The 20,591-nt window shown below is 66.3% G+C and carries 21 protein-coding genes; 10 read left to right on the top strand and 11 right to left on the bottom strand.

The features are described from left to right. Together ABLE38_RS00405 and ABLE38_RS00400 are read right to left on the bottom strand one after the other, a co-directional pair. Complete coding sequence (locus ABLE38_RS00405) at nucleotides 1-267, bottom strand: succinate dehydrogenase assembly factor 2 (RefSeq protein WP_348972201.1); 267 nt, start codon at nucleotides 265-267, stop codon at nucleotides 1-3. A gap of 105 nt (nucleotides 268-372) precedes the next feature. Next, nucleotides 373-810, bottom strand: coding sequence for a hypothetical protein (locus ABLE38_RS00400; RefSeq protein WP_348972200.1), 438 nt, complete (start codon nucleotides 808-810; stop codon nucleotides 373-375). A gap of 188 nt (nucleotides 811-998) precedes the next feature. Here ABLE38_RS00400 and ABLE38_RS00395 point away from each other — a divergent pair, with 188 nt between their 5' ends. The 3 genes from ABLE38_RS00395 (at nucleotide 999) to ABLE38_RS00385 (ending at nucleotide 4,537) form a co-directional block, all read left to right on the top strand. After that, nucleotides 999-1,193: a hypothetical protein gene (locus ABLE38_RS00395; RefSeq protein WP_348972199.1), complete on the top strand. Its 195-nt coding sequence runs from the start codon at nucleotides 999-1,001 to the stop codon at nucleotides 1,191-1,193. A 52-nt stretch (nucleotides 1,194-1,245) separates the two neighbouring features. After that, nucleotides 1,246-3,303 (top strand): ATP-dependent DNA helicase RecG, encoded by a 2,058-nt coding sequence (gene recG / locus ABLE38_RS00390; protein WP_348972198.1) that lies wholly within the window; start codon nucleotides 1,246-1,248, stop codon nucleotides 3,301-3,303. 169 nt (nucleotides 3,304-3,472) lie between these two features. Continuing rightward, entirely contained in the window at nucleotides 3,473-4,537 is a 1,065-nt protein-coding gene (locus tag ABLE38_RS00385; RefSeq protein WP_348972197.1) for a type I restriction endonuclease, read from the top strand. An 88-nt stretch (nucleotides 4,538-4,625) separates the two neighbouring features. Here the strand turns inward: ABLE38_RS00385 and ABLE38_RS00380 are convergent, their stop codons facing one another. The 3 genes from ABLE38_RS00380 to ABLE38_RS00370 all read right to left on the bottom strand — a co-directional run bounded on the left by ABLE38_RS00380 (nucleotide 4,626) and on the right by ABLE38_RS00370 (nucleotide 6,854). Further along, complete coding sequence (locus tag ABLE38_RS00380) at nucleotides 4,626-4,946, bottom strand: PilZ domain-containing protein (protein ID WP_348972196.1); 321 nt, start codon at nucleotides 4,944-4,946, stop codon at nucleotides 4,626-4,628. Nucleotides 4,947-5,051: 105 nt separating this feature from the next. Then, on the bottom strand, nucleotides 5,052-6,278 hold the full coding sequence (gene tyrS, locus ABLE38_RS00375; RefSeq protein ID WP_348972195.1) for a tyrosine--tRNA ligase: 1,227 nt from the start codon (nucleotides 6,276-6,278) through the stop codon (nucleotides 5,052-5,054). Between the two features lie 228 nt (nucleotides 6,279-6,506). Continuing rightward, a complete protein-coding gene (locus ABLE38_RS00370) occupies nucleotides 6,507-6,854 on the bottom strand; it encodes a helix-turn-helix domain-containing protein (protein ID WP_348972194.1) in 348 nt (115 codons plus the stop codon). A gap of 105 nt (nucleotides 6,855-6,959) precedes the next feature. On the opposite strand from ABLE38_RS00370, the gene ABLE38_RS00365 reads away from it, so the two are divergent. Further along, nucleotides 6,960-7,706: a glucose 1-dehydrogenase gene (locus tag ABLE38_RS00365; RefSeq protein ID WP_348972193.1), complete on the top strand. Its 747-nt coding sequence runs from the start codon at nucleotides 6,960-6,962 to the stop codon at nucleotides 7,704-7,706. Between the two features lie 45 nt (nucleotides 7,707-7,751). Here the strand turns inward: ABLE38_RS00365 and ABLE38_RS00360 are convergent, their stop codons facing one another. Beyond that, nucleotides 7,752-8,741 (bottom strand): catalase, encoded by a 990-nt coding sequence (locus ABLE38_RS00360; protein ID WP_348972192.1) that lies wholly within the window; start codon nucleotides 8,739-8,741, stop codon nucleotides 7,752-7,754. A 169-nt stretch (nucleotides 8,742-8,910) separates the two neighbouring features. On the opposite strand from ABLE38_RS00360, the gene ABLE38_RS00355 reads away from it, so the two are divergent. After that, nucleotides 8,911-9,570 (top strand): DOMON-like domain-containing protein, encoded by a 660-nt coding sequence (locus ABLE38_RS00355; RefSeq protein ID WP_348972191.1) that lies wholly within the window; start codon nucleotides 8,911-8,913, stop codon nucleotides 9,568-9,570. Between the two features lie 2 nt (nucleotides 9,571-9,572). Here the strand turns inward: ABLE38_RS00355 and ABLE38_RS00350 are convergent, their stop codons facing one another. Further along, nucleotides 9,573-10,079 carry a DUF4126 family protein gene (locus tag ABLE38_RS00350; RefSeq protein ID WP_348972190.1) on the bottom strand — a complete coding sequence of 169 codons (507 nt, stop codon included), beginning with the start codon at nucleotides 10,077-10,079 and terminating at the stop codon, nucleotides 9,573-9,575. 95 nt (nucleotides 10,080-10,174) lie between these two features. Between ABLE38_RS00350 and ABLE38_RS00345 the strand changes: the two genes are divergently transcribed. Genes ABLE38_RS00345 through ABLE38_RS00330 form a run of 4 tightly spaced genes read left to right on the top strand, consistent with a single transcriptional unit; the run spans nucleotide 10,175 to nucleotide 15,104 of the window. Continuing rightward, on the top strand, nucleotides 10,175-11,374 hold the full coding sequence (locus tag ABLE38_RS00345; RefSeq protein WP_348972189.1) for a DUF1343 domain-containing protein: 1,200 nt from the start codon (nucleotides 10,175-10,177) through the stop codon (nucleotides 11,372-11,374). Nucleotides 11,375-11,397: 23 nt separating this feature from the next. Beyond that, nucleotides 11,398-12,573: a hypothetical protein gene (locus ABLE38_RS00340; protein ID WP_348972188.1), complete on the top strand. Its 1,176-nt coding sequence runs from the start codon at nucleotides 11,398-11,400 to the stop codon at nucleotides 12,571-12,573. A gap of 36 nt (nucleotides 12,574-12,609) precedes the next feature. Then, nucleotides 12,610-13,710, top strand: coding sequence for a hypothetical protein (locus ABLE38_RS00335; RefSeq protein WP_348972187.1), 1,101 nt, complete (start codon nucleotides 12,610-12,612; stop codon nucleotides 13,708-13,710). Then, a complete protein-coding gene (locus ABLE38_RS00330; RefSeq protein WP_348972186.1) occupies nucleotides 13,707-15,104 on the top strand; it encodes an ATP-binding protein in 1,398 nt (465 codons plus the stop codon). Before ABLE38_RS00335 ends, ABLE38_RS00330 begins: the two co-directional genes overlap by 4 nt. Before the next feature lie 51 nt (nucleotides 15,105-15,155). Here the strand turns inward: ABLE38_RS00330 and ABLE38_RS00325 are convergent, their stop codons facing one another. After that, complete coding sequence (locus ABLE38_RS00325) at nucleotides 15,156-15,440, bottom strand: hypothetical protein (protein WP_348972185.1); 285 nt, start codon at nucleotides 15,438-15,440, stop codon at nucleotides 15,156-15,158. Between the two features lie 306 nt (nucleotides 15,441-15,746). On the opposite strand from ABLE38_RS00325, the gene ABLE38_RS00320 reads away from it, so the two are divergent. After that, complete coding sequence (locus ABLE38_RS00320) at nucleotides 15,747-17,420, top strand: hypothetical protein (protein WP_348972184.1); 1,674 nt, start codon at nucleotides 15,747-15,749, stop codon at nucleotides 17,418-17,420. A gap of 16 nt (nucleotides 17,421-17,436) precedes the next feature. On the opposite strand, the gene ABLE38_RS00315 is transcribed toward ABLE38_RS00320, so the two are convergent. The 3 genes from ABLE38_RS00315 to gltX all read right to left on the bottom strand — a co-directional run bounded on the left by ABLE38_RS00315 (nucleotide 17,437) and on the right by gltX (nucleotide 20,523). Then, on the bottom strand, nucleotides 17,437-17,679 hold the full coding sequence (locus ABLE38_RS00315) for a hypothetical protein (protein WP_348972183.1): 243 nt from the start codon (nucleotides 17,677-17,679) through the stop codon (nucleotides 17,437-17,439). Nucleotides 17,680-17,782: 103 nt separating this feature from the next. After that, the gene (locus ABLE38_RS00310; protein WP_348972182.1) at nucleotides 17,783-19,066 is read right to left on the bottom strand and encodes a citrate synthase; all 1,284 of its coding nucleotides are present in this window, start codon (nucleotides 19,064-19,066) and stop codon (nucleotides 17,783-17,785) included. Nucleotides 19,067-19,098: 32 nt separating this feature from the next. After that, on the bottom strand, nucleotides 19,099-20,523 hold the full coding sequence (gene gltX / locus ABLE38_RS00305; protein WP_348972181.1) for a glutamate--tRNA ligase: 1,425 nt from the start codon (nucleotides 20,521-20,523) through the stop codon (nucleotides 19,099-19,101). Nucleotides 20,524-20,591: the final 68 nt, after the last annotated feature.

Here is a 20,591-nt window from a genome sequence, read left to right as displayed (position 1 = left end):
TCAGCGGGAAATCGGCACGTAGTTCAGTGCCTTGAGGGCGGTCATCACGGTCCCGGCATAGCGCTCCGGAACCAGCGCGGTTCCCATCGCCCAGGCCATGATGTCGACGTCCTGTTCCTCGAGCAGCTCCTCGAACAGGTCCATCTCCGCTTCGTTCCAGCCGGCGCCATGCTTGTCGAAAAAGCCGCCGATCAGCAGATCGGCTTCCTTCACGCCGCGGTGCCAGGCGCGGAAGTGCAGGCGCTTGAGACGGATTTCGCGATCCATGCGGGTCCTCAACGGCAATTGGCCGGCAGCGCGGAAAAGCGCAGTCGGCTGGGTTGAGCGCCGATTTAGGGAAAGCCGCGTGGAAATGCCAGTGTTCGCGGCGGGTCAGTCCGGGTTCGCCGCGCGGTCCCGCAGCCGCTCGAGCCCGGCGCGGATCGTGCCGCCATAGCCGTCATCCGGCAGCGCATGCGCGCGGGCGAGGCCATGATCGGCATGCAGGCGCGCATGCGCGATATCGCCCGAGCGCCGGCAAGCATCGCCGACATTGAGGTGGAGTGAGGGCAGGAAGGCGTCGAGCCCAGGCGCCAGCGGGTCATGGTCCTGGCCCAAGCCGGCACCGGTCGCGGCGTGAAGCGCGCGCAGGTCCCAACCGAGTTCGTCCGCCACATCCTCCTCCGTATCGGCGAGGAAATGGGCGACGGTGCAGCGTTCGACATGCGTGCCGCCCGCATCGAGCGATGCCCAAAGGGCGAGCAACTTTTCGCGTGCTTGTACGTGATCGCCGCCTTGCAGGAGCGCCACCGCTGCCATGACTTCTTCCATCGATCCCTCTCCCGATTTTGACTGAGACAAGCACGCGCCCGATGGAAGGGAAAGCAAGAGTGACTTCACGGGGGTGCAGGATCGTTTGCATTGCGAGTTTCTGCCGCGTTGCCCCGCGCTTCGTGTTCGCCGTTCTATAATGCCAATCGGTAGCTGTGTTGATCGGGGTTCTGAATATGCGTTTCGTGATGCTGAAATCGATCAATGGCGACCCGATGCTGGTCAACATCGCCGAGGTGCGCACGGTCTCGACGATCAACATGGCCGGCGACGATGTCGGCGTGCTCTCATTCGACGGTGCGCACGAAGTGGTGGTCGGCTCGAGCGTGACCGAGGTCCTCGCCGCGATCGAAGCGGCCGGCCAGCGCATCGCTGCCCTCTAATCCGCCGCGCGCCCACTAGCGGTGCGCTGGAGCAACGATTACGTCGGGGCCGATGCGGCCCGACGTCCTCAATCCCCTTTTCGCCGAAGTCACCGCGCTCAAGGGCATCGGTGCGGCGCTCGCCAAGCCGCTCGAGCGGCTGGGGCTGGCGCGCGTCGTGGACGTCGCCTTCCATCTTCCCACCGGTTTCATCGACCGGCTTCCGCGCAGCGAGCTGATGGCGTCGGACGCGGGGCGGGTCATCGCGATCGAGCTAACGCCGATGAGCTACCGCTTCGGCAGCAGCCCGCGCTCGCCCGCCCGGGTGCAGGCGGTGGACGCGCACGGCAACTATGTCAGCCTGGTCTTCTTCGGCGGCAATTCGGGCTGGGCGAAGAAGCTGCTGCCGCTAAACGAGAAGCGCTGGGTCTCCGGCCGGCTCGACCAATATGGCCAGGAGCTGCAGATCGTGCACCCCGAGGTCGCCGTGCCCGAAGAGGCGGACGGCGGCGGGCGCGAGGCGGTCTATCCCTGTTCGGAAGGCATCACCTCGAAGCGGATCGCGGCGATGGCCGCCCAGGCGATCGAGCGCGCGCCCGAGCTGCCCGAATGGATCGAGCCGAGCCTGAAGGACCGCCACCAATGGCCGGGCTGGAAGGAAGCGCTCGCCCGCATCCACGCCGACCCCGCCGATGCCAAGGCGCGCGAGCGGCTCGCCTATGACGAAGTGTTCGCCAACCAGCTCGCGCTGATGCTGGTGCGCGGCGAGGCGCGGGCCAAGCGCGGGCGCTCGTTGCAAGGGGATGGGCGGCTGCGCGACAAGCTCCAGCTGCCCTATACGCCGACCGGCGCGCAATCGCGGACGATCGGCGAGATCGAAGGCGACATGGCGCAGAGCCAGCCGATGCTCCGGCTGCTCCAGGGCGATGTCGGCGCGGGCAAGACTTTGGTGGCGACGATGGCGCTGCTGATCGCCGCCGAGGCCGGGGCGCAGGGCGCGATGCTGGCGCCGACCGAGATCCTCGCCCGCCAGCATTACGAGAACTTCTCGCGCCTGCTCGCCGGGCTCGACGTGCGCGTCGCCATCCTTACCGGTCGCGACAAGGGCAAGGCGCGCGAGGCGACGCTGATGGGATTGGCGGCGGGCGAGATCGACATCCTGGTCGGCACCCACGCGATCTTCCAGCAGGGCGTGACTTATCGCGACCTCGGGCTGGTGGTAGTTGATGAGCAGCATCGCTTCGGCGTGGCCGAGCGGCTGATGCTCCAGGCCAAGGCACAGGTGCCGCCGCATCTGCTCGTCATGACCGCCACCCCGATCCCGCGCACGCTGCAGCTCGCTTCGCACGGCGAGATGGACGTCAGCCGGCTCGACGAGATGCCGCCCGGCCGCCAGCCGATCCAGACCACGGTGATCGCCGAGGACAAGCTCGACGCGGTGATCGCGGGACTGGGGCGCCACCTCGACGCCGGCAAGCAGGCCTATTGGGTGTGCCCGCTGGTCGAGGAGAGCGAGAAGACCGACCTCGCCGCCGCCGAGCATCGCGCCGCGGTGCTGACTGCGAAGTTCGGCGCCAAGGTCGGGCTGGTTCATGGCCGGATGAAGGGGCCGGAGAAGGACGCGGTGATGGCGCGCTTCTCCTCGGGCGAACTGGGCGTGCTGGTGGCGACGACCGTGATCGAAGTCGGCGTCGATGTGCCCAATGCTACGCTGATCGTGATCGAGGCGGCCGACCGCTTCGGCCTGGCCCAGCTCCACCAGTTGCGCGGGCGCGTCGGGCGGGGCGGGGGACAGTCGCACTGCATCCTGCTGCGCGGCGACAAGCTCAGCGAGACTTCGCGGGCCCGGCTGGCGCTGATGCGCGACACCACCGACGGCTTCCTGATCGCCGAGCGCGACCTCGAGCTGCGCGGGGCGGGCGAGCTGCTCGGCACGCGGCAGTCGGGCGAGCAGACCTTCCAGCTGGCTACGCCCGAGAGCCTGGCGACGCTGATCGCCGCGGCCAATGCCGATGCGCGGCTGCTGGAGGACCAAGACCGCTCGCTGCACACCCCGCGCGGCGAGGCGGCGCGGATCGCGCTGTATCTGTTCGAGCGGGATGCCGCGGTTAGCTTGCTGCGGGCGGGGTAATGTCAAAGGTCGCACCGTCTAGTGCCGGTGAAGAGCTGTCGGTGGAATATAAACGCTGATCAAATACACCTTCGGGGCAGCGTCGAGAACCAACTGTTCTGAATAGTACGAGATTGCGTTCATCCGGATTCGCAGGCAAGTTCTGCCCAGGGGATTTAAGGGGGGACGTATGGATTTGGCGACGCGCCTTACTGAGTTGGCCGCAAAAACTCAGCAGCATCGGGAAGTCTTGCTAACGGAGCAGGCCGCTAAGACTGCTCTCGTTATGCCATTTATCAACCTGCTGGGATATGACGTATTCAATCCGTCGGAGGTAATCCCGGAATACATTGCAGACGTGGGTACAAAAAAAGGTGAGAAAGTCGATTACGCGATTTGCATCGATGGAAAGCTTTCGATCCTGATCGAGTGCAAGCCATCCACTGGCGATCTCACTATCAACCATGCGTCGCAGCTTTTCCGGTACTTCAGCGTGACCGATGCCCGGCTTGCGATCCTAACCAATGGCGTGATTTACAAATTTTTCTCGGATCTTGACCAGCCAAACAAGATGGACACGCAGCCGTTCTTTACTCTGAGTCTGGACGCAGTTCGTAAGTCCGATCTGCGCATCCTCGAAAGCTTCACTAAAGCCGGTTTCGATATCGATGCAATCGTGCGCGAGGCGTCCAATCTGAAACTAGAATCTCTCGTTCGCAAAGAGCTTGAAAGCGAAATGGGGACGGCATCGGAAGAGTTCGCCCGCTTAATTGCCAAGCGTGTTTATTCGGGTCAGGTGACGTCGCAGGTAAAGGATAACTTCACGCGGCTCATCGCGAATTCGTTTTCGGCGATCGTGCGTGACCATGTGAATGATCGGCTCACGTCTGCTTTGAACGCGTCCGCCGTTCCCGAATATGATGAGGAGCCGGAGACATCATCGGCGGAAGAGATTATCACCACCGATGAGGAAGTGAGCGGCTTCCGGATCGTGCAAGCCATCGCTTCTCGTCTAGTCGATCCCAAGCGTGTGGTTATGCGTGACGCAAAATCCTATTGTGCGATCCTGCTTGACGATAATAACCGGAAATCATTAGCTAGATTGCACTTCAACGGCCTGACTACGAAATATGTCGGGACTTTTGACGGGCAGTCGGAGACTCGAAATCTAATCGGCGATCTGACTGATATATACAAGCTAGCGCCGCAAATCGAAGCGCGCATCGGCGAGCTGGATAGCAAAAAGGGCAGTTGAGCCGTCCTCCTTGCTGCTCAGAATTCCGAGCTTACGATCACCTTGACTTTGCTGCCTCGTCGTAGAGCTGGGACGAAGAAGGTTCTACCTACTTCGCCTTCACCATCGTCGAGATCAGCTCGTAATAGCTCGCCAGGTCGATCGCGCGTTCGAACTGGCAGCCGATGCGGCCGCCGAGCGCCCAGCGGACTTCGGCGACCACCGTGCCGGCATGCGGCAGCACCACGCGGATGCGGTCGCCGGTCTCGAAGGGATCGTCGCAGCGCGCCATCAGGCCGTGCGCCGAGATGTTGACGATGACGAAGTTGAGCTGCTTGGCGTCCGGACCGAATGCGCGCGCACGGTAGTGGACGTCTTCACGCCCCTCCTGCCGGTTATCCGTATAGGCCAGGTTCGATCCAAAACTCACGCATGCCTCACAAACGCTTGAGGTACGACTGCAGTGATAACGCTACCGTGTGAATCCTGTTGCAACGAAGCTGCTTAACATCAACTTATCAGACAATCCGTAATTTCACGCGGAAATGAGCATTCCGTGCTTTTTCTTGCCGAAGCTGAGCTTGACGGGCGCGGCGACGGCGATCTCCTGCGCCGCGTCGCTCACCACCTGGTCGTCCACGCGGATCGCGCCCTCGGCGACCTTGCGCCGCGCCTCGCCCTTGGACGGGCAGAGGCCGAGCGCGACCAGCGCATCGGCCACGGTGATGCTGCCGCCCTCGACGGCGAAGGTCGGCAGCGAACCGCCGGCCGAGCCCTCCTCGAACACCTTGCGCGCGGTCTCGGCGGCTTCCTCGGCGGCGGCGCGGCCGCGGCACATCGCGGTGGCCTCATTGGCAAGGATCTTCTTGGCCTCGTTGATCTCGGCGCCTTCAAGTGCCTCGAGGCGGGCGATCTCGTCGAGCGGCAGATCGGTGAACAGGCGCAGGAAACGGCCGACGTCGCGATCATCGGTGTTGCGCCAGAACTGCCAGTAATCGAAGTGCGGCAGCTGATCGGGGTTGAGCCAGACCGCGCCCGACATGGTCTTGCCCATCTTGCCGCCGTCCGCGGTGGTGATCAGCGGCGTGGTGACGCCGTAAACCTCGGCCCCGTCGACGCGGCGCGACAGCTCGATTCCGTTGACGATGTTGCCCCACTGATCCGATCCGCCCATCTGCAGGCGCACGCCGGCGCGGCGATTGAGCTCCAGGAAGTCATAGGCCTGGAGGATCATGTAGTTGAACTCGAGGAACGACAGCGACTGCTCGCGCTCGAGTCGCAGCTTGACCGAGTCGAAGCTCAGCATGCGATTGACCGAGAAATGCTGGCCGTAATCGCGCAGGAAGGGGAGGTATTCGAGCGCGTCGAGCCACTCGGCATTGTCGACCATCACCGCGTCGGTCGGGCCGTCGCCAAACGTCAGGAAGTTCTCGAACACGGTCTTGACCGAGGCGATGTTCGCATTGATCGTCTCGACCGTCATCAGCTTGCGCGCCTCGTCCTTGAACGAGGGATCGCCGACCTTGCCGGTGCCCCCGCCCATCAGGACGATCGGCTTGTGGCCGGCCTGCTGCATCCGGCGCAGGAGCATGATCTGGACCAGGCTGCCGACGTGGAGCGAGGGCGCGGTCGGATCGAAGCCGATATAGCCGGGCACGATCTGCTTGCCGGCGAGCGCATCGAGGCCCTCCGGATCGGTCACCTGGTGGATGTACCCGCGGGTGGAGAGCAGGCGGAGCAGATCGGACTTGAATTCGGTCATGATGCGGGCCGCATAGCCGAGCGGAACGGCGCTGTCATGCCTGTCGAAATTGCGTGGAAAGTCACAAAAGCCGCGACATCTACGCGCGCGCGTGGCTCCGCCCGATCGCAGCTGGGCGAGCGGGCGTTGCAGAGGTGGTGGGGGGCGAGAGACAGTCTGCGCATCTGCGAGGGTAAAGCAGACGAAATCCTACATTTGAAGCGAATTCGCGCCGGGGCGCCCGGGGCGTCATGCCTGTGGCGCGTCGCAAGCCTTATCGCCCGCATAGGCATTGAGGATTGCTGCGATCAGGCCCGGGAAGCGCGCATCGACCTCAGCACAGCGCGAAGAGTTGTGCATCTCCACGCCCTGGCGCTCGGAATGGATGAGGCCGGCTTCGCGCAGCACCTTGAAGTGCTGCGAGAGCGACGATTTGGGGATCACCCGATCGCCCATCGTCGCGAAGGTGGTGCAGTTCTGGACACAGCTCGCATTGGCCAGCCCGGCGAAGATCGCCGCGCGCACGGGATCGGACAGCGCGTGGAGGATCGCCGCCACCGACACGTCTTCGATCGAGGGATGAAGAATGGGTCGCATGAAAAATTAGATAGGCCCTCTTGAAGCTTGGTTCAACAGTTCCGAAATCCTGAACTATGGGAGTATGGGGCCATTCCGGCGACCGGCCCATAGGGAATTTGAGTCATGTCGAAGCTCGCAGACAAGGTCGCGATCGTCACCGGGGCATCCAAGGGCATCGGCGCCGGCATCGCCAGGGCGCTGGCCGCGGAAGGTGCCGCGGTCGTGGTCAATTATGCATCGAGCAAGGCCGGCGCGGATGCGGTGGTGAGCGAAATCACCGCGGCCGGCGGCAAGGCGATCGCCGTGCAAGGCGACGTATCCAAGGCCGATCAGGCGCAGGGCCTGGTCGATGCCGCAATCAAGGAATTCGGCCGGCTCGACGTGCTGGTAAACAATTCGGGCGTCTACGAATTCGCCTCGCTCGATGCGACGACCGAGGAGCTCTATCGCCGCACCTTCGACGTCAACGTGCTCGGCGTGCTGCTCACCACCCAGGCGGCGGCGAAGCATCTCGGCGAGGGCGCGAGCGTGATCAACATCTCGTCCGCCGTCACCAGCCTCTTCCCGGCCGAGTCGGCAGTGTACACCGGCACCAAGGGCGCGGTGGACGCGATCACCGGCGTGCTGGCCAATGAGCTCGGGCCGCGCAAGATCCGCGTCAACGCGATCAACCCCGGCGTGGTCGAGACCGAGGGCACGCATGCCGCCGGTTTCGTCGGTTCGGAGTTCTTCGACGCGATCATCGGGCAGACCCCGCTCGGCCGCGTCGGCTATCCCGACGACATCGCGTCGATCGCCGTCTTCCTGGCATCGGACGATGCGCGCTGGCTGACCGGCGAGAAGCTGACCGCCAGCGGCGGCCTGCGCTAAGCGAAAGGCGGGATGGGACAGATCGGCCGCATCCCGCTTCGCTCCTTACTGCCGCTGGCCGAGCGAGATCGGGTAGGCGGTGTTGCGCATGACCAGCATCGGATCAGCGGGCGCGACACCCGGATGCACCTGGCCGGGCAGGAACAACAGGCTCTTCTGCGCCGCCTCGGGGTCGGCAGGCAGGTGATCGAGGCGGAAGCTGCCGAGCTTCACCAGCCGGCGCGTGTCGGGCCAGGCGGTCGAGGGATCGTCGACCACATCGCCCGGGCCGGCGACCTGGGCGTAGAGGCCGAACTCGATCGGGCCGGCAGCGATTCGCTTGCGGAGATCGTCGCCGAGATAGGCCGGGCCGGCGCTCTTGCGCGCCTCGGGGCTTAGATAGGTCTCGCCGGCCTTCGGCACGAAGCGATAGCGGACGAATGTCGATTTGCCGGCGGCATTGGTGAACTTGAGCGCGTTGACTCCGAAATAGACGGCGGTGGAGAAGGAAGCCGGATAGGTCCGGCTCTCCAGGAACGCCTTGGCCTTGGGGTGGCTGCCGAGGAACGCACCGAGCGGAGCATTGTCGCCCTTGCCGGCGGCGCCGAGCGCGCGGAGGAACAGGGCGAACTCGTCGAAGGTCGCGACGATGAAGTTGCCGTGCTGGTTCGCCTCGATGTCGAAATCATCGCCGTCGGGCGCGATCATCTTCACCGCGAAGCCGGCGGGAGAGGCGCCATCGTCATTGTCGGGCAGGTCGGGCAGGCCGGCGAACAGCGAGAAGCGCGCGATCACCGGCACGGTGCCGCCCGCGAAGATCGGCTCCCTGGTCAGGCTTTTGGCCTCGGGCGCAGGGGTGAAGCTGCCCTCGAGGATCGTGCCCTTGGTGTGGACGGCGCGGGCGTGATGCTCGCCGAACGCAGTGTGGAGCGCGGCGACCATGGTCAGCGGGGTTTCCTGTGCCTTGGCCGGCGGGCTGGTCGTCTGCGCGAAAGCGGGAAGCGGCGTGCTCATGCAGAGCAGGGCGGCAGCCAGGCGGGCGTGCGGGTTCGGCATGCGACTCTCCTATGGGATGGGTGAGGCGGCGATCGCCTCTGACCCTCGCTGTGAGCATCGCACCAGCGGGCCAGGCGGCGCAGACCGGGGCAGGCGAAAATGGCTACCCTTTTCGGGCGAGCACGATGTACCTGCGCGGGATTGCAAACGCGCGCGGTTGGGGGAAGCGATGATCCTGGAAGTCCTGCAGCTGGTGCCGCATCCGGACACGCCGGCAAAGGCGGTGCCTAGCGTCCTCTGCTCGCTCTCCTGGCAGGATGCGGGGCATTGGGTGGCGGGCTTCATCGTCGGCGCCCCGTCCGAAGCCCTCGCGCTGCCGACGCCGACTAGGCCCGCGCGCACCGATGGCCTGTGGCAGCGCACCTGCTTCGAGCTGTTCCTGCGCGATCCGGAGAGCGGGGCCTATCTGGAGTTCAACTTCTCGCCCTCGGGCGAATGGGCGGCGTACCGGTTCGATGGCTATCGCGCGGGGATGCGGCCGCTGGAGCTGGCCGATCCGTGGATCACGTCGACCGATCGCGACCAGTTCAACGCCGGCATGGGCGCGCATCTGGCGGCGCTCGGGCTGGACCCGGCCTCGATCGGAACCTTGCTCAGCACGCCGATGCCCGAGATTCCCGGCGCGCCGGCCGCGCCCGCCCAATATGTGCTCAATGCCCATCTGGAAGATCCGGCCCTGGGCGCGGCCAAGACCTGGCAGCTCGGGATCAGCGCCGTGATCGAGGAGGCGGACGGCACCAAATCCTATTGGGCGCTCGCGCATCCCGAGGGGAAGCCGGACTTCCATGCGGACGCCTGCTTCGCCCTTGAAATGGCGATGTCGCGCTGAGGTCAGGCCGGGGCGGTGTGGCCGGGCGTGGCGGGCGTGGTGAAATGGGTCAGCCGCTCCGGGAAGGGGAGCAGCGCGGCAGCGGTCGCGGCCGAGAGGGTGAGCGCGTCCTCGATCAGCCCGGTCGATATCTGGTGCTTGCCGTTCATCGCCCGCATGCGCAGCGCATAGGTGGCATAGGAGGCGAGCGCGGCAGTGGCGCCGGCGACTGCACCGGCGGCGAAGCGGTGCTTGCGCGGCGCCATCGCCATGCCGGCAAAGGCGGCGTTCCAGCTGCGGACGATCACTGCGGGGGTGATGATCCGGTCCGGCGCGGTCTTTTCCTTGTCGCCGACCAGCTCATAGGCGGCGAGCGCGGTGGTGCCGAGCGAAATCAGCGGATGGGCGAGGAAGCGCGGCGCGCCATTGTCGGCGGGCAGCCTGCCGGTGCGCGCGGCATTGGCGACGACGGCGAGCGGCGTGATTGCACGGGCGCCGGCGGCGAGGCCCATCAGGATGGATCGGATCATCTACGCGTTTCCTTGCTGGTTTCGCAGGCTCAACCGACAAGTCGGCGCGATGATCCGGCTTGCGTCGCCCGCGCGGCTCCGGCACCCAGCGGCACATGAAATTCGGTATCGACCGGCTGCTCGCCGACCCTGAGCTTCGTCGCCCTCTCGAAGGCAAGCGCGTAGCGCTGCTGGCCCATCCGGCGTCGGTGACGGCCAGCCTCGACCATTCGCTCGACGCGCTGGTCGCGACCGGGCTCAACGTCTCGGCGGTGTTCGGCCCGCAGCACGGCGTGCGCGGCGACCTGCAGGACAACATGATGGAATCGCCGGACTATACCGATCCCACCTATGGGGTGCCGGTGTTTAGCCTCTATGGCGAAGTCCGCCGGCCGACGGGCCAGTCGATGGGCACGTTCGACACGATCCTGATCGACCTGCAGGATGTCGGCTGCCGGATCTACACCTTCGTGACGACGCTGCTCTACGTGCTCGAGGCCGCGGCCGCGCATGGCAAGAGCGTGTGGGTGCTCGATCGGCCCAACCCCGCCGGCCGCCCGGTGGAAGGGACGACGCTGCTGCCGGGCTGGGAGAGCTTTGTCGGCGCCGGGCCGATGCCGATGCGCCACGGCATGACGCTGGGCGAGATGGGGCATTGGTTCATCGCCCATTTCGGGCTCGATGTGGACTATCGCGTGATCGAGATGGAGGGCTGGCAGCCCGAGGGCTCGCCTGGCTTCGGCTGGCCACCCGAGCGGCCCTGGATCAATCCGAGCCCGAATGCCGCCAACGTCAACATGGCGCGCGCCTATGCCGGCACGGTGATGCTGGAGGGGACCTTGCTCTCCGAAGGGCGGGGGACGACGCGGCCGCTCGAGCTGTTCGGCGCGCCCGACATCGATGCCAAGGCCGTGATCGCGGAGATGCGCCGGCTTGCGCCCCAGTGGCTCGCCGGCTGCACGCTGCGCGACATCTGGTTCCAGCCGACCTTCCACAAGCATGTCGGCCAGCTCTGCTCGGGCGTGTTCCTCCATGCCGAGGGGCCGGCATATGATCACTCGGGATTCCAGCCGTGGCGCGTGCAGGCGCTGGGCTTCAAGGCGATCCGCACGCTCTATCCCGGCTACGACCTGTGGCGCGACTTCCCCTATGAATATGTCTTCGACAAGCTGGCGATCGACGTGATCAACGGTGGGACTGACCTGCGCGAGTGGGTGGAGGACGCCGCGGCGGAGCCGGGGGATCTCGATGTGCGGACCAGACCGGACGAGGCAGCCTGGGCGGAGACCCGCGCGCCGCATTTGCTGTACCGATAGAAACGGCTTAACGGACCGGGACCATGCTGGCGGGGCTGATCTTTGCTGTCGAGGAGGCCGAGGGCCGTCCGGGTACGCTGATGGCGACGCTGCCGTTCGGCGGGATGACGTTGCTCGAATATCAGGCGCGGCTGTTGTTCGGCGCCGGTGCCGAGCAGGTGCTCGTCGCGGTCGGCAAGATGACGCCGGCGCTGCTCACGGCGGTCAACCGCGCGGCGAAGCGCAATCCGCGGATCGAGATCGTCCGCTCCGCCGAGGAAGCCGCCGAGAAGATCGTGCCGGGCGCGCAGGTGCTGGTGATGGCCGATGGGCTGGTCACCACCGATCCAGTGATGGACAAGATGGCGACGTCGAGCGGCGAGGCGCTGCTCGTCACCGACGACCCCACTTCGCCCGCCGCGATCGAGCGGCTCGACATGCGCGACAGCTGGGCCGGCGTGGCGCGGATCACGGTCGAGCAGCTCGCCCAGATCGCCAACATGCCCGAGGATTACGACTTCCAGTCGGCGCTGCTCCGCGTCGCGGCGCAATCGGGCGCCGAGCATGTCGGGCTCACCGCCGGCTGGCTGAAGGGCGGCCATGCCGTCGAGCGCAGCGTCGAGGGACTGGCGGCGCGCAATACCGGCGTGCTCGCCGCGCTTACCGAGCGCCGCACCGACTGGGCCGATCGCTGGGTGTTCACCCGCGCCGCCCGGATCGCGCTGCCCGAGCTGGTGGGACGCAACGTGCCCGGCTGGACGCTGAGCGTCGCCGGCGGGGTGGTTTCGGCGCTGGCGCTGGTCGCCACCGCGCTGGGCTGGCTGGGAACCGGCAGCGTGGTCGCCCTGCTGGGCACCGCGACGCTCGCCACCGGCGCGGCGATGGCGGTGCTGCGCGGCGAGGACAAGCGCGCCGGACTGCTCGAATGGGCGATCTTCGCGCTGTTCGCGCTGATCGTGCTGCTGACCGGCTGGGTCGGGTTCGCGACGACCGGCAGCACAACGCCGCCGGTGCTCGCGCTGGTGGGCGCCGCAGCACAGCTGCTCGTCGAGCGCGCGCCCGCGCGGCCCCGGCGCTGGTGGGCCAGCCCCTCGGCGCACCTGCTGATTCTGGCACCTTTCGCGCTGGCCGGATTCGCCACGATCGGCCTTGCTGCAGTTGCGATATATTCCTTCGCGACGCTCGCTGCGGCGGTTGAGGGCACGCGCGAAAAAGCTTAGTCTCGTCTTAAGGACATTTCCGCTAGCTTGAGGTCGATGTCGGATAATCCCGTCGGCACGCGCGATGGCTTTGCCATTGGCGCCCGGGAGCTGCTCGCACGTGCGGCGGCTGCGGAGCTGCGCGCCTATAAGGGTCTGATGGTCGCCGTCGAAGATTTCTTCCTGCCCGAAGAGGCCCGGCTCGACGAGCATAGCCGCGCAGGCCTGGCCGCGCTGTTGCGCAGCCTTGTCGAGACGGTGGAAGGCGAGATTCGCGAACATGCGGTGCGCCTACTCACCGGGCGCGGCGAATCGGTGCTTGTGGTGGCGCTGATCGAGCCGGGCGAATCGGTGCTGACGCGGCTGTGGAATTCGGGGCTGCTGCGCGACGGTGAACTGATGGCCGAGCTGGTCGCGCGCGTGCGCCAGGAGATGCTGGGCAGCGCGCTGCCGATGAGCGCGCCCGACGATCCCGAGCGGCCGAGCCTGATCAACCGATTCGTCCAGCACCCCGACCGCGTCGTCGCCGCGAGCGCGATGGCGGTGCTCATCGCCGAAAGCCGGCGCAGGACAAGTCCCGATACGGGACAATATCAGGCCGAACTTCCCGCCGAGCTGCACCACAAGCTGGTGTGGTGGACGGCTGCGGCGCTCCGCGAGCGCGTGGACGCACCGAACGAAGCGCTCGACCTGGCATTGTGCGAGGCCGCGCAGCGCAGCCTCTCTGCCTATGACGAGGGCGACCGGCTCGAAGCCGCAGCGATGCGCTTCGCCGCCGCGATCGACGCGCAGCCGGGTGAACTCGCCGGGATGTTCGCCGAATCGCTCGGCGACCGGCGGATCGTGCTGTTCATCGCGCTGCTCTCCCATGCGATGGGGGTGCCCTATGCGATTGCCCGCGACCTGGTGCTCGATCCCGCTGCCGAGCGGCTGTGGCTCGCCCTGCGCGCGCTCGAGATCGGCCGCGAGGGCGTCGCCCAGATCGGCTATGCGCTGAGCGAGGCCGATCCGCGGCGCGATCTCGAGAAGTTCGCCGACACGCTCGACACAATCGCTGCGATCGCGCCGGCCGAGGCGCGCGCAGCGCTGGCGCCGCTCAAGCTCGATCCCGATTATCGCGCAGCACTGATCGCCCTCCAGCGCGGAGGGGCGAAGTGAACGTCATCGATCCCAACCTGCCGCTGTCGATCGCGCGCCTCGATTCCGAAGGGCGGCTGCTCGACGCCGAGGCGCGCCTTTTCGAGCTGAACATGCGCGCCGGCGGCATGATCGGTGCGCCGCTCGCGGTGCCGCAGATCGCCACGCTGGCGCGGCTGGCGCAGCGGCTGGGCATCGCCATCTCGCGCAACGTGATCGCCGCCGATGCCGAGGACGACCTCGAGCTCTGGGTCCGGGCCGAGCCCGACCAGGGCGGCGTGCGCCTGGAAGTCAGCGGCTGGCGGCTGCGGCCGGGCTGGCGCGCGCCGGCGAGCGAGCCCGAGCGCGACGGCGACTTCTTCCGCTCCGCCGCCGACTGGCTGTGGGAAACCGACGCGTCGCTGCGCATCACCTTCCTCTCGATCGAGGCAGGCGCGCGCTACGGGTTCGACAGTTCGGCGATGCTCGGCCAGCCTTTGACCCGGCTGTTCCGCCTGGAGCAGGACGAGAGCGGCGAATTGCCGATCCTGACCGCCGTGGCCGCCCAGGCGCGCTTCGACGGGCAGAAGGCCGAGCTGCGCGGCACCGGCCGGATGGTCCGCCTCGCCGCGACGCCGCGCACCGATCCGGGCGGGCGCTTCGCCGGCTTTGTCGGTGCAGCGCACATGCTCGACCAGGCCGTGCCCGCCGCGCCCAAGGTGGATGCGCCGGTGCCCCAGGCGACGGTGCCGTTCGGCGGCTTCCCCGATTCGTTCAGCCAGCGGCTGGACCGTGCCCTCAGGGGCCCGCTCGGCAAGATCATCGCCAATGCCGATTCGATCAGCGCGCAGACCGAAGGGCCGCTCAAGCCCGACTATGCCGAATATGCGAGCGACATCGCCAATGCCGGGCGGCATCTGCTCGGGCTGGTCGACGACCTGGTCGACCTGCAGGCGATCGAGCGCGACGATTTCGATACGGCAGACGAGCCGATCGACCTGGCCGATGTCGCGCGCCGTGCCGCCGGTCTGCTCGCGGTCCGCGCCGCCCAGGCCGAGGTGCGGATCGACAAGCCGGCGATGGACGAGACGGTGCCCGTCCACGGCGAGTTCCGCCGCGCGCTGCAGGTGCTGGTCAATCTGATCGGCAACGCGGTGCGCTATTCGCCGCCGGGCGCGATGGTGTGGATCCGGCTCGAGCGCGACGAGGCGCGCGGCCATGTGATCATCGCCGATCAGGGCAAGGGCATCGCCCATGCCGATCAGGACAAGATTTTCGAGAAGTTCGGCCGCGTCGACCCGACCGAGCCGGGCGGTTCGGGCCTGGGGCTCTACATCGCGCGCCGGCTCGCCCGCGCAATGGGCGGCGACCTGGTGGTGGACAGCGCACCGGGCCAGGGCGCCCGCTTCGTGTTCAGCCTGCCGATCCGGCAATAAAAGGGCGCCCGCCGTTTCCGGCGGACGCCCTTGCTGCCTCCTCAGGCTAGCTTAGCGGCGATAGCAGACCTGCACGCGGCGATGATGACGCCATTCGGTGCGGCAATAGCGGCTGCTGCGATGATAGCGGCCACGATTGTAGTAGCGGCTGCGCTCCCAGCGCTCGTGACGGTCATAGCGGTCGCGGTGGCGCCAGTCCTGCGCGGCAGGCGCCGTAGCGGCGAGCGCGACCACGCTGGTGGTGGCGATCGGCGCAGCGGCAGCGGCCGGGGTGGCGGCGCTCGCAACGCCAACAGTGGCCAGGGCGGCCGCGGCAATCAGCTTGGCAAGATTCATGTCGTCTCTCCTCGTAACTCTTCCCCGCATGCCGAGAACGATAGAGCGGCGATTGAGTCGCGTTGCTGAATCGATTTGTAAGCCGAGGTACAGATTCATCGCGGTCATCCGCCCCCGGGGTCGTTCAAGATGAAGGCAGGTCACTGGTCGGCAATTGTAGACTATCTGCAAATGTGGAAACTCCCGGATCGGACTAATCTCCGATGCCAGCCGATGGACAAGTAAACGGCATGAAAACATGCTGCGCTTTCTTCCATAGAAGAGGGGCGGGGCATCATGGTCGCGGAGCACATTATTCGAAAGGGCGTGGACGGATATTATCATCCGGCCAATGAAACCGAAGTCGCCAATCTGGTGAAATATGCGGTGGCGAACGGTCTCCAGATCCGCGTTCGCGGGGCCTCGCATTCGACGGCCTGGAGTATTTTCACCGATCCGGTGGACAATCTGCCGCAGAATCGCACGCTGACCCGCCATCCGCCGGCCGGCAGCAACCTCGACCTCTCGCTCGACAAGATCAACGACCTGCAATGGATCGACGAGACTGCCGGGATCGTCGAGGCCGGTGCCGGGATCCACCTGGGCGCCGATCCCTACAACCCGCTCGGCCGTGCGGACCTGGACAACAGCCTGCTCTTCCAGCTCTTCGAGAAGGGGTGGGGCGTCAATGACCTGGGCGGGATCACGCACCAGACCGTGGCGGGCTTCGCCAGCACCGGCTCGTCGGGCGGATCGCTGCAATATGAGCTCGACAACATCATCGGCTTCCGCGTGGTCGATGGCCGCGGCGAGGTGGCCTGGATCGAGCTGGACGATCCCGAATTCGATGCGATGCGCGTGTCGGTGGGGCTGCTCGGCGTGATCACCCGGGTGCGGCTCAAGCTCAACAAGAGCTTCCGCGTCGTCGGCGACGAAGTGACGACGCCGACCGATGCGACGTGCCCGATCGACCTGTTCGGCCCGGGCACCGCGACCCAGCCCTCGATGCAGCAGTTCCTGACGGATACGCCCTATAGCCGGGTGCTGTGGTGGCCGCAGCCGGGCGCCGAGCGCGTGGTGATCTGGCAGTCCGACCGCGTCGACACGCCCCCACCGCCGGGCTTCGAGCCGGTGCCCTATCAGGAGTTCACCCCCGATCTGGGCGGCTGGACCGAGCAGCTGCTCGGCTCGATCTTCTACTCGCTGCTCGGCAACAAGGGCTTCAGCGCGGTGCCCAAGCTGGTGCACGGCTATGTGCGCTACTGGCACTGCGTGACGCGGCTCTGGGCGCCCAAGGTCTCGGCGCCGATCGCGGCCGTCGCGGCGCTGCTGGTGACGCTGGTCATCGCCGTGGTGATGGCGATCCCCGAGCTGGTGTTCATCCTGCTCCCCGGGCTGCTCGCCAAGCTGTTCCCGACGGCGCTGGGCATCTTCCAGCCGATGACCGGCAAGGACGGGCCGACCAAGTTCGACGATTTCTACTGGCGCAGCCTGTGCATGGACAACACCGCCGACGACATATTGATGGGCACCGAGTTCACCGAGATCTGGGTGCCGATCCAATATACCGAGCGCAGCATGCAGCTGATGAACCAGATGTTCGTCGACAAGGGCGAGGCTGCGGTCGGCTGGTATTCGACCGAGGTGTACGGCGCCAAGCCGGACAAGGCCTGGCTGAGCGCGGGCTATTCCGACGGTACCGACGAATACAAGGACGGCGTGGTCCGCTTCGACGTGTTCTGGTTCCGCGCCAATGCCGGCGAGCCCAATGTGAAGGGCGGGTTCTTCCAGCAATATTGGGACCTGTTCCGCGACAACGGCATCCCGTTCCGCCTGCACTGGGGCAAATATGTCCCGGCCTATGACTTCCCCTATTGGGCCGAGCACTACCGCACGCAGCTGCCGATGCTCGATGCGTTCCTGGAGCTGCGCGCCAAGCGCGATCCGAGCAATGTGTTCTTCACCAGCTATTGGCGGCAGCGGCTGACCGGCAAGGCCTGACCGGTCGGCGCCGGGCTCAGCGCAACTCGCGCTCGGCCCGGCGCGCGGCCTTGCGCTCGGCGCGGGTGGGGACGAGGCGGACGCCGCCGACTAGGATCGCGCTGAGCAGCGCCAGGATGCCGCCGCGTATCACCCAGGTCTGGCTGTCGATCATCGTGCTGGTCACCGGCCAGCGCACCACGCCCAGGCCCTGGAGCATGAACAGCACGCCGGCGAGGAAACCCAGGATGCCGGCAAAGATCAGGATGTTCTGGCGCATTCCGCGACTCCGAGAAGCTGGACCGCGGGTTGGTTAACGCAAATCGCCGCCCCCGCGAAGGCGGGAGCGGCGAATCTGGTTCCGTTACGGGAAGGAAAGCGGCTTAGCGCTTGCCGACCGGCACGTAATCGCGCTGCACCGGACCCGTGTAGAGCTGGCGCGGGCGGCCGATCTTCTGCTCGGGATCCGAGATCATCTCGTTCCACTGCGCGACCCAGCCCACGGTGCGGGCCAGCGCGAACAGCGCGGTGAACATCGTGGTCGGGAAGCCGATCGCCGAGAGGATGACGCCCGAATAGAAGTCGACGTTCGGGAACAGCTTCTTCTCGATGAAGTACGGATCGTTGAGCGCCATCTCTTCGAGCTGGAGCGCCACGTCGAACACCGGATCGTTGACCTTCAGCGCGTCGAACACTTCGCGCACGGTCTTCTGCATCACGGTCGCGCGCGGATCGTAGTTCTTGTAGACGCGGTGACCGAAGCCCATCAGGCGGAACGGATCGTTCTTGTCCTTGGCGCGGGCGATATATTCGGGGATGCGCTCCGGACGGCCGATCTCGCGCAGCATGTTGAGCGCCGCCTCGTTGGCGCCGCCATGCGCCGGGCCCCACAGGCAGGCGATGCCGGCCGCGATGCAGGCGAACGGGTTCGCGCCCGACGAACCGGCGAGGCGCACGGTCGAGGTCGAGGCGTTCTGCTCGTGATCGGCATGGAGGATGAAGATCCGGTCCATCGCCTTCTCGATCACCGGGTTCACCACATATTCTTCCGCCGGCACGCCGAAGGTCATGCGCAGGAAGTTGCCGGTGTAGCTGAGCTTGTTGTCCGGATAGAGGAAGGGCTGGCCGACGCTGTACTTGTAGGCCATCGCCGCGATCGTCGGCATCTTGGCGATCAGGCGGTGCGACGCGATCATGCGCTGCTGCGGATCGGTGATGTCGGTCGAGTCGTGATAGAAGGCCGAAAGCGCGCCGGCGACGCCGCACATCACCGCCATCGGGTGCGCGTCACGGCGGAAGCCGCGATAGAAGGTCGCCAGCTGCTCGTGCAGCATGGTGTGGCGCGTGATCGTGTTCTCGAAGCCGGTCAGCTCGTCCTGGTTCGGCAGCTCGCCGTTGAGCAGGAGGTAAGCGACTTCCATGAAGCTCGACTGCTCGGCGAGCTGGCCGATCGGATAGCCGCGGTGGAGCAGCACGCCCTCGTCGCCATCGATATAGGTCAGGCCCGATTCGCACGACGCGGTCGACGTGAAGCCGGGGTCATAGGTGAACATGCCCGTCTGGCCGTAGAGCTTGCGGATGTCGATGACGTCCGGTCCGACGCTGCCCGAAAGGACCGGATATTCAACATCCTTCCCCGGAACCTGCAGCTTCGCGGTGTCGCTCATAAACGTCGTCCTATGTTGGGCCGGGCCTGGGATCAGGCCGGCACGGTCATCTGGTCAGCGATACGGGCCAGGCTCTCCTCGCGTCCCAGCAGCGCCAGAACGTCGAAGATGCCCGGCGAGGTCCGGCGCCCGGTGAGCGCGGCGCGCAGAGGCTGCGCAGTCGCACCGAGCTTGACACCCGCATCTTCCGCGACGGTGCGTACCGCCGCTTCGAGCGCCTCCGTATCCCAGCTTTCCACACCGTCAAGTGCGGTGTGCAACTGAGCGAGGAGGCCCCGCGCCTGGCCCTCTAGCAGAGCCTTGGCGCCGTCGTCCAATTCCAGTGGGCGAGTGCGAAACAGAAACGCCGCGCCCTCTGCCAATTCTAGGAGATTTGCGGCGCGAGGTTTCAATTCTGCCATGCTGCGACGCAAAAGATCCTGCTGCGATTCCGAAAGTTCGAAACCGAGTCGCGGCGCGACCAGATCGGCCAGGCGCGCATCGCTTGCCGAACGGATATAATGGCCGTTCAGGTTCTCGAGCTTCTTCAGGTCGAAGCGCGACGGGCTGCGGCCGACGCCGGCCAGCTCGAACCACTCGATCGCCTGTTCGCGGCTGATGATCTCGTCGTCGCCATGCCCCCAACCGAGGCGCAGCAGATAGTTGGACAGCGCCTCGGGCAGGATGCCGAGCGCGTCGCGATATTCGTCGACCGCCACCGCGTTCTTCCGCTTCGACATCTTGGTGCCGTCCGGATTGAAGATCAGCGGGATGTGCGCATATTCGGGCTCGTCCCAGCCCATCGCGCGATAGATCGGCAGCTGGCGGAACGCGTTGTTCAGATGATCGTCGCCGCGGATGACGTGCGTCACCCCCATGTCGTGATCGTCGACCACCACTGCGAGCATATAGGTCGGCGTGCCGTCCGAGCGGAGCAGGACGAGATCGTCGAGTTCGGCATTGTTCACGGTCACTGCGCCCTGGACATGGTCCTGGATCGTCACGCTGCCTTCGCGCGGCGCCTTGAGGCGGATGACGAAGGGCGCATTGCCGCCCTCGGCCTCATCGCGGTCGCGCCAGCGGCCGTCATAGCGCAGCGGCTGCTTGTTCGCCTTCTGCTCGGCGCGCATCGCCTCGAGCTCCTCGGCGGTGGCGAAGCACTTGTAGGCATGGCCGTTCGCCAGCATCTCGCGAGCCACCTCGGCATGGCGTGCGGCGCGGGAGAACTGGAACACCTCGTCGCCGTCCCAGTCGAGGCCCAGCCAGCGCATGCCGTCGAGGATCGCCGCGATCGCCGGCTCGGTCGAGCGGGCGCGATCGGTATCCTCGATGCGCAGCAGGAACTTGCCGCAATGGTGGTGGGCATAGAGCAGGTTGAACAACGCGGTGCGTGCGCCGCCGATGTGCAGGAACCCGGTGGGGGACGGTGCGAACCGCGTGACGACCTGTTTCGCACCCGTATCAGATGTTGCGCCCAACCGAGCTTGCTCCCAGACTGTGTTTCCGATGGCCCATTCAGCCGCCGAGGGCGCCCCTAGCACGGGGT

It is taken from the genome of Sphingomonas sp. KR3-1 (genome assembly GCF_040049295.1).
Lineage (GTDB): Bacteria > Pseudomonadota > Alphaproteobacteria > Sphingomonadales > Sphingomonadaceae > Sphingomonas.
The sequence above is the reverse complement of the archived record's forward strand: the minus strand, read 5'-3'. Positions and strand labels throughout refer to the sequence as shown.

Coding starts and splice junctions, on each gene's coding strand:
- ABLE38_RS00405 (WP_348972201.1), bottom strand. CDS start 267: ATGGATCGCGAAATCCGTCTCAAGCGCCTGCACTTCCGCGCCTGGCAC.
- ABLE38_RS00400 (WP_348972200.1), bottom strand. CDS start 810: ATGGAAGAAGTCATGGCAGCGGTGGCGCTCCTGCAAGGCGGCGATCAC.
- ABLE38_RS00395 (WP_348972199.1), top strand. CDS start 999: ATGCTGAAATCGATCAATGGCGACCCGATGCTGGTCAACATCGCCGAG.
- recG (WP_348972198.1), top strand. CDS start 1,246: ATGCGGCCCGACGTCCTCAATCCCCTTTTCGCCGAAGTCACCGCGCTC.
- ABLE38_RS00385 (WP_348972197.1), top strand. CDS start 3,473: ATGGATTTGGCGACGCGCCTTACTGAGTTGGCCGCAAAAACTCAGCAG.
- tyrS (WP_348972195.1), bottom strand. CDS start 6,278: ATGACCGAATTCAAGTCCGATCTGCTCCGCCTGCTCTCCACCCGCGGG.
- ABLE38_RS00370 (WP_348972194.1), bottom strand. CDS start 6,854: ATGCGACCCATTCTTCATCCCTCGATCGAAGACGTGTCGGTGGCGGCG.
- ABLE38_RS00365 (WP_348972193.1), top strand. CDS start 6,960: ATGTCGAAGCTCGCAGACAAGGTCGCGATCGTCACCGGGGCATCCAAG.
- ABLE38_RS00360 (WP_348972192.1), bottom strand. CDS start 8,741: ATGCCGAACCCGCACGCCCGCCTGGCTGCCGCCCTGCTCTGCATGAGC.
- ABLE38_RS00355 (WP_348972191.1), top strand. CDS start 8,911: ATGATCCTGGAAGTCCTGCAGCTGGTGCCGCATCCGGACACGCCGGCA.
- ABLE38_RS00350 (WP_348972190.1), bottom strand. CDS start 10,079: ATGATCCGATCCATCCTGATGGGCCTCGCCGCCGGCGCCCGTGCAATC.
- ABLE38_RS00345 (WP_348972189.1), top strand. CDS start 10,175: ATGAAATTCGGTATCGACCGGCTGCTCGCCGACCCTGAGCTTCGTCGC.
- ABLE38_RS00340 (WP_348972188.1), top strand. CDS start 11,398: ATGCTGGCGGGGCTGATCTTTGCTGTCGAGGAGGCCGAGGGCCGTCCG.
- ABLE38_RS00335 (WP_348972187.1), top strand. CDS start 12,610: ATGTCGGATAATCCCGTCGGCACGCGCGATGGCTTTGCCATTGGCGCC.
- ABLE38_RS00325 (WP_348972185.1), bottom strand. CDS start 15,440: ATGAATCTTGCCAAGCTGATTGCCGCGGCCGCCCTGGCCACTGTTGGC.
- ABLE38_RS00315 (WP_348972183.1), bottom strand. CDS start 17,679: ATGCGCCAGAACATCCTGATCTTTGCCGGCATCCTGGGTTTCCTCGCC.
- ABLE38_RS00310 (WP_348972182.1), bottom strand. CDS start 19,066: ATGAGCGACACCGCGAAGCTGCAGGTTCCGGGGAAGGATGTTGAATAT.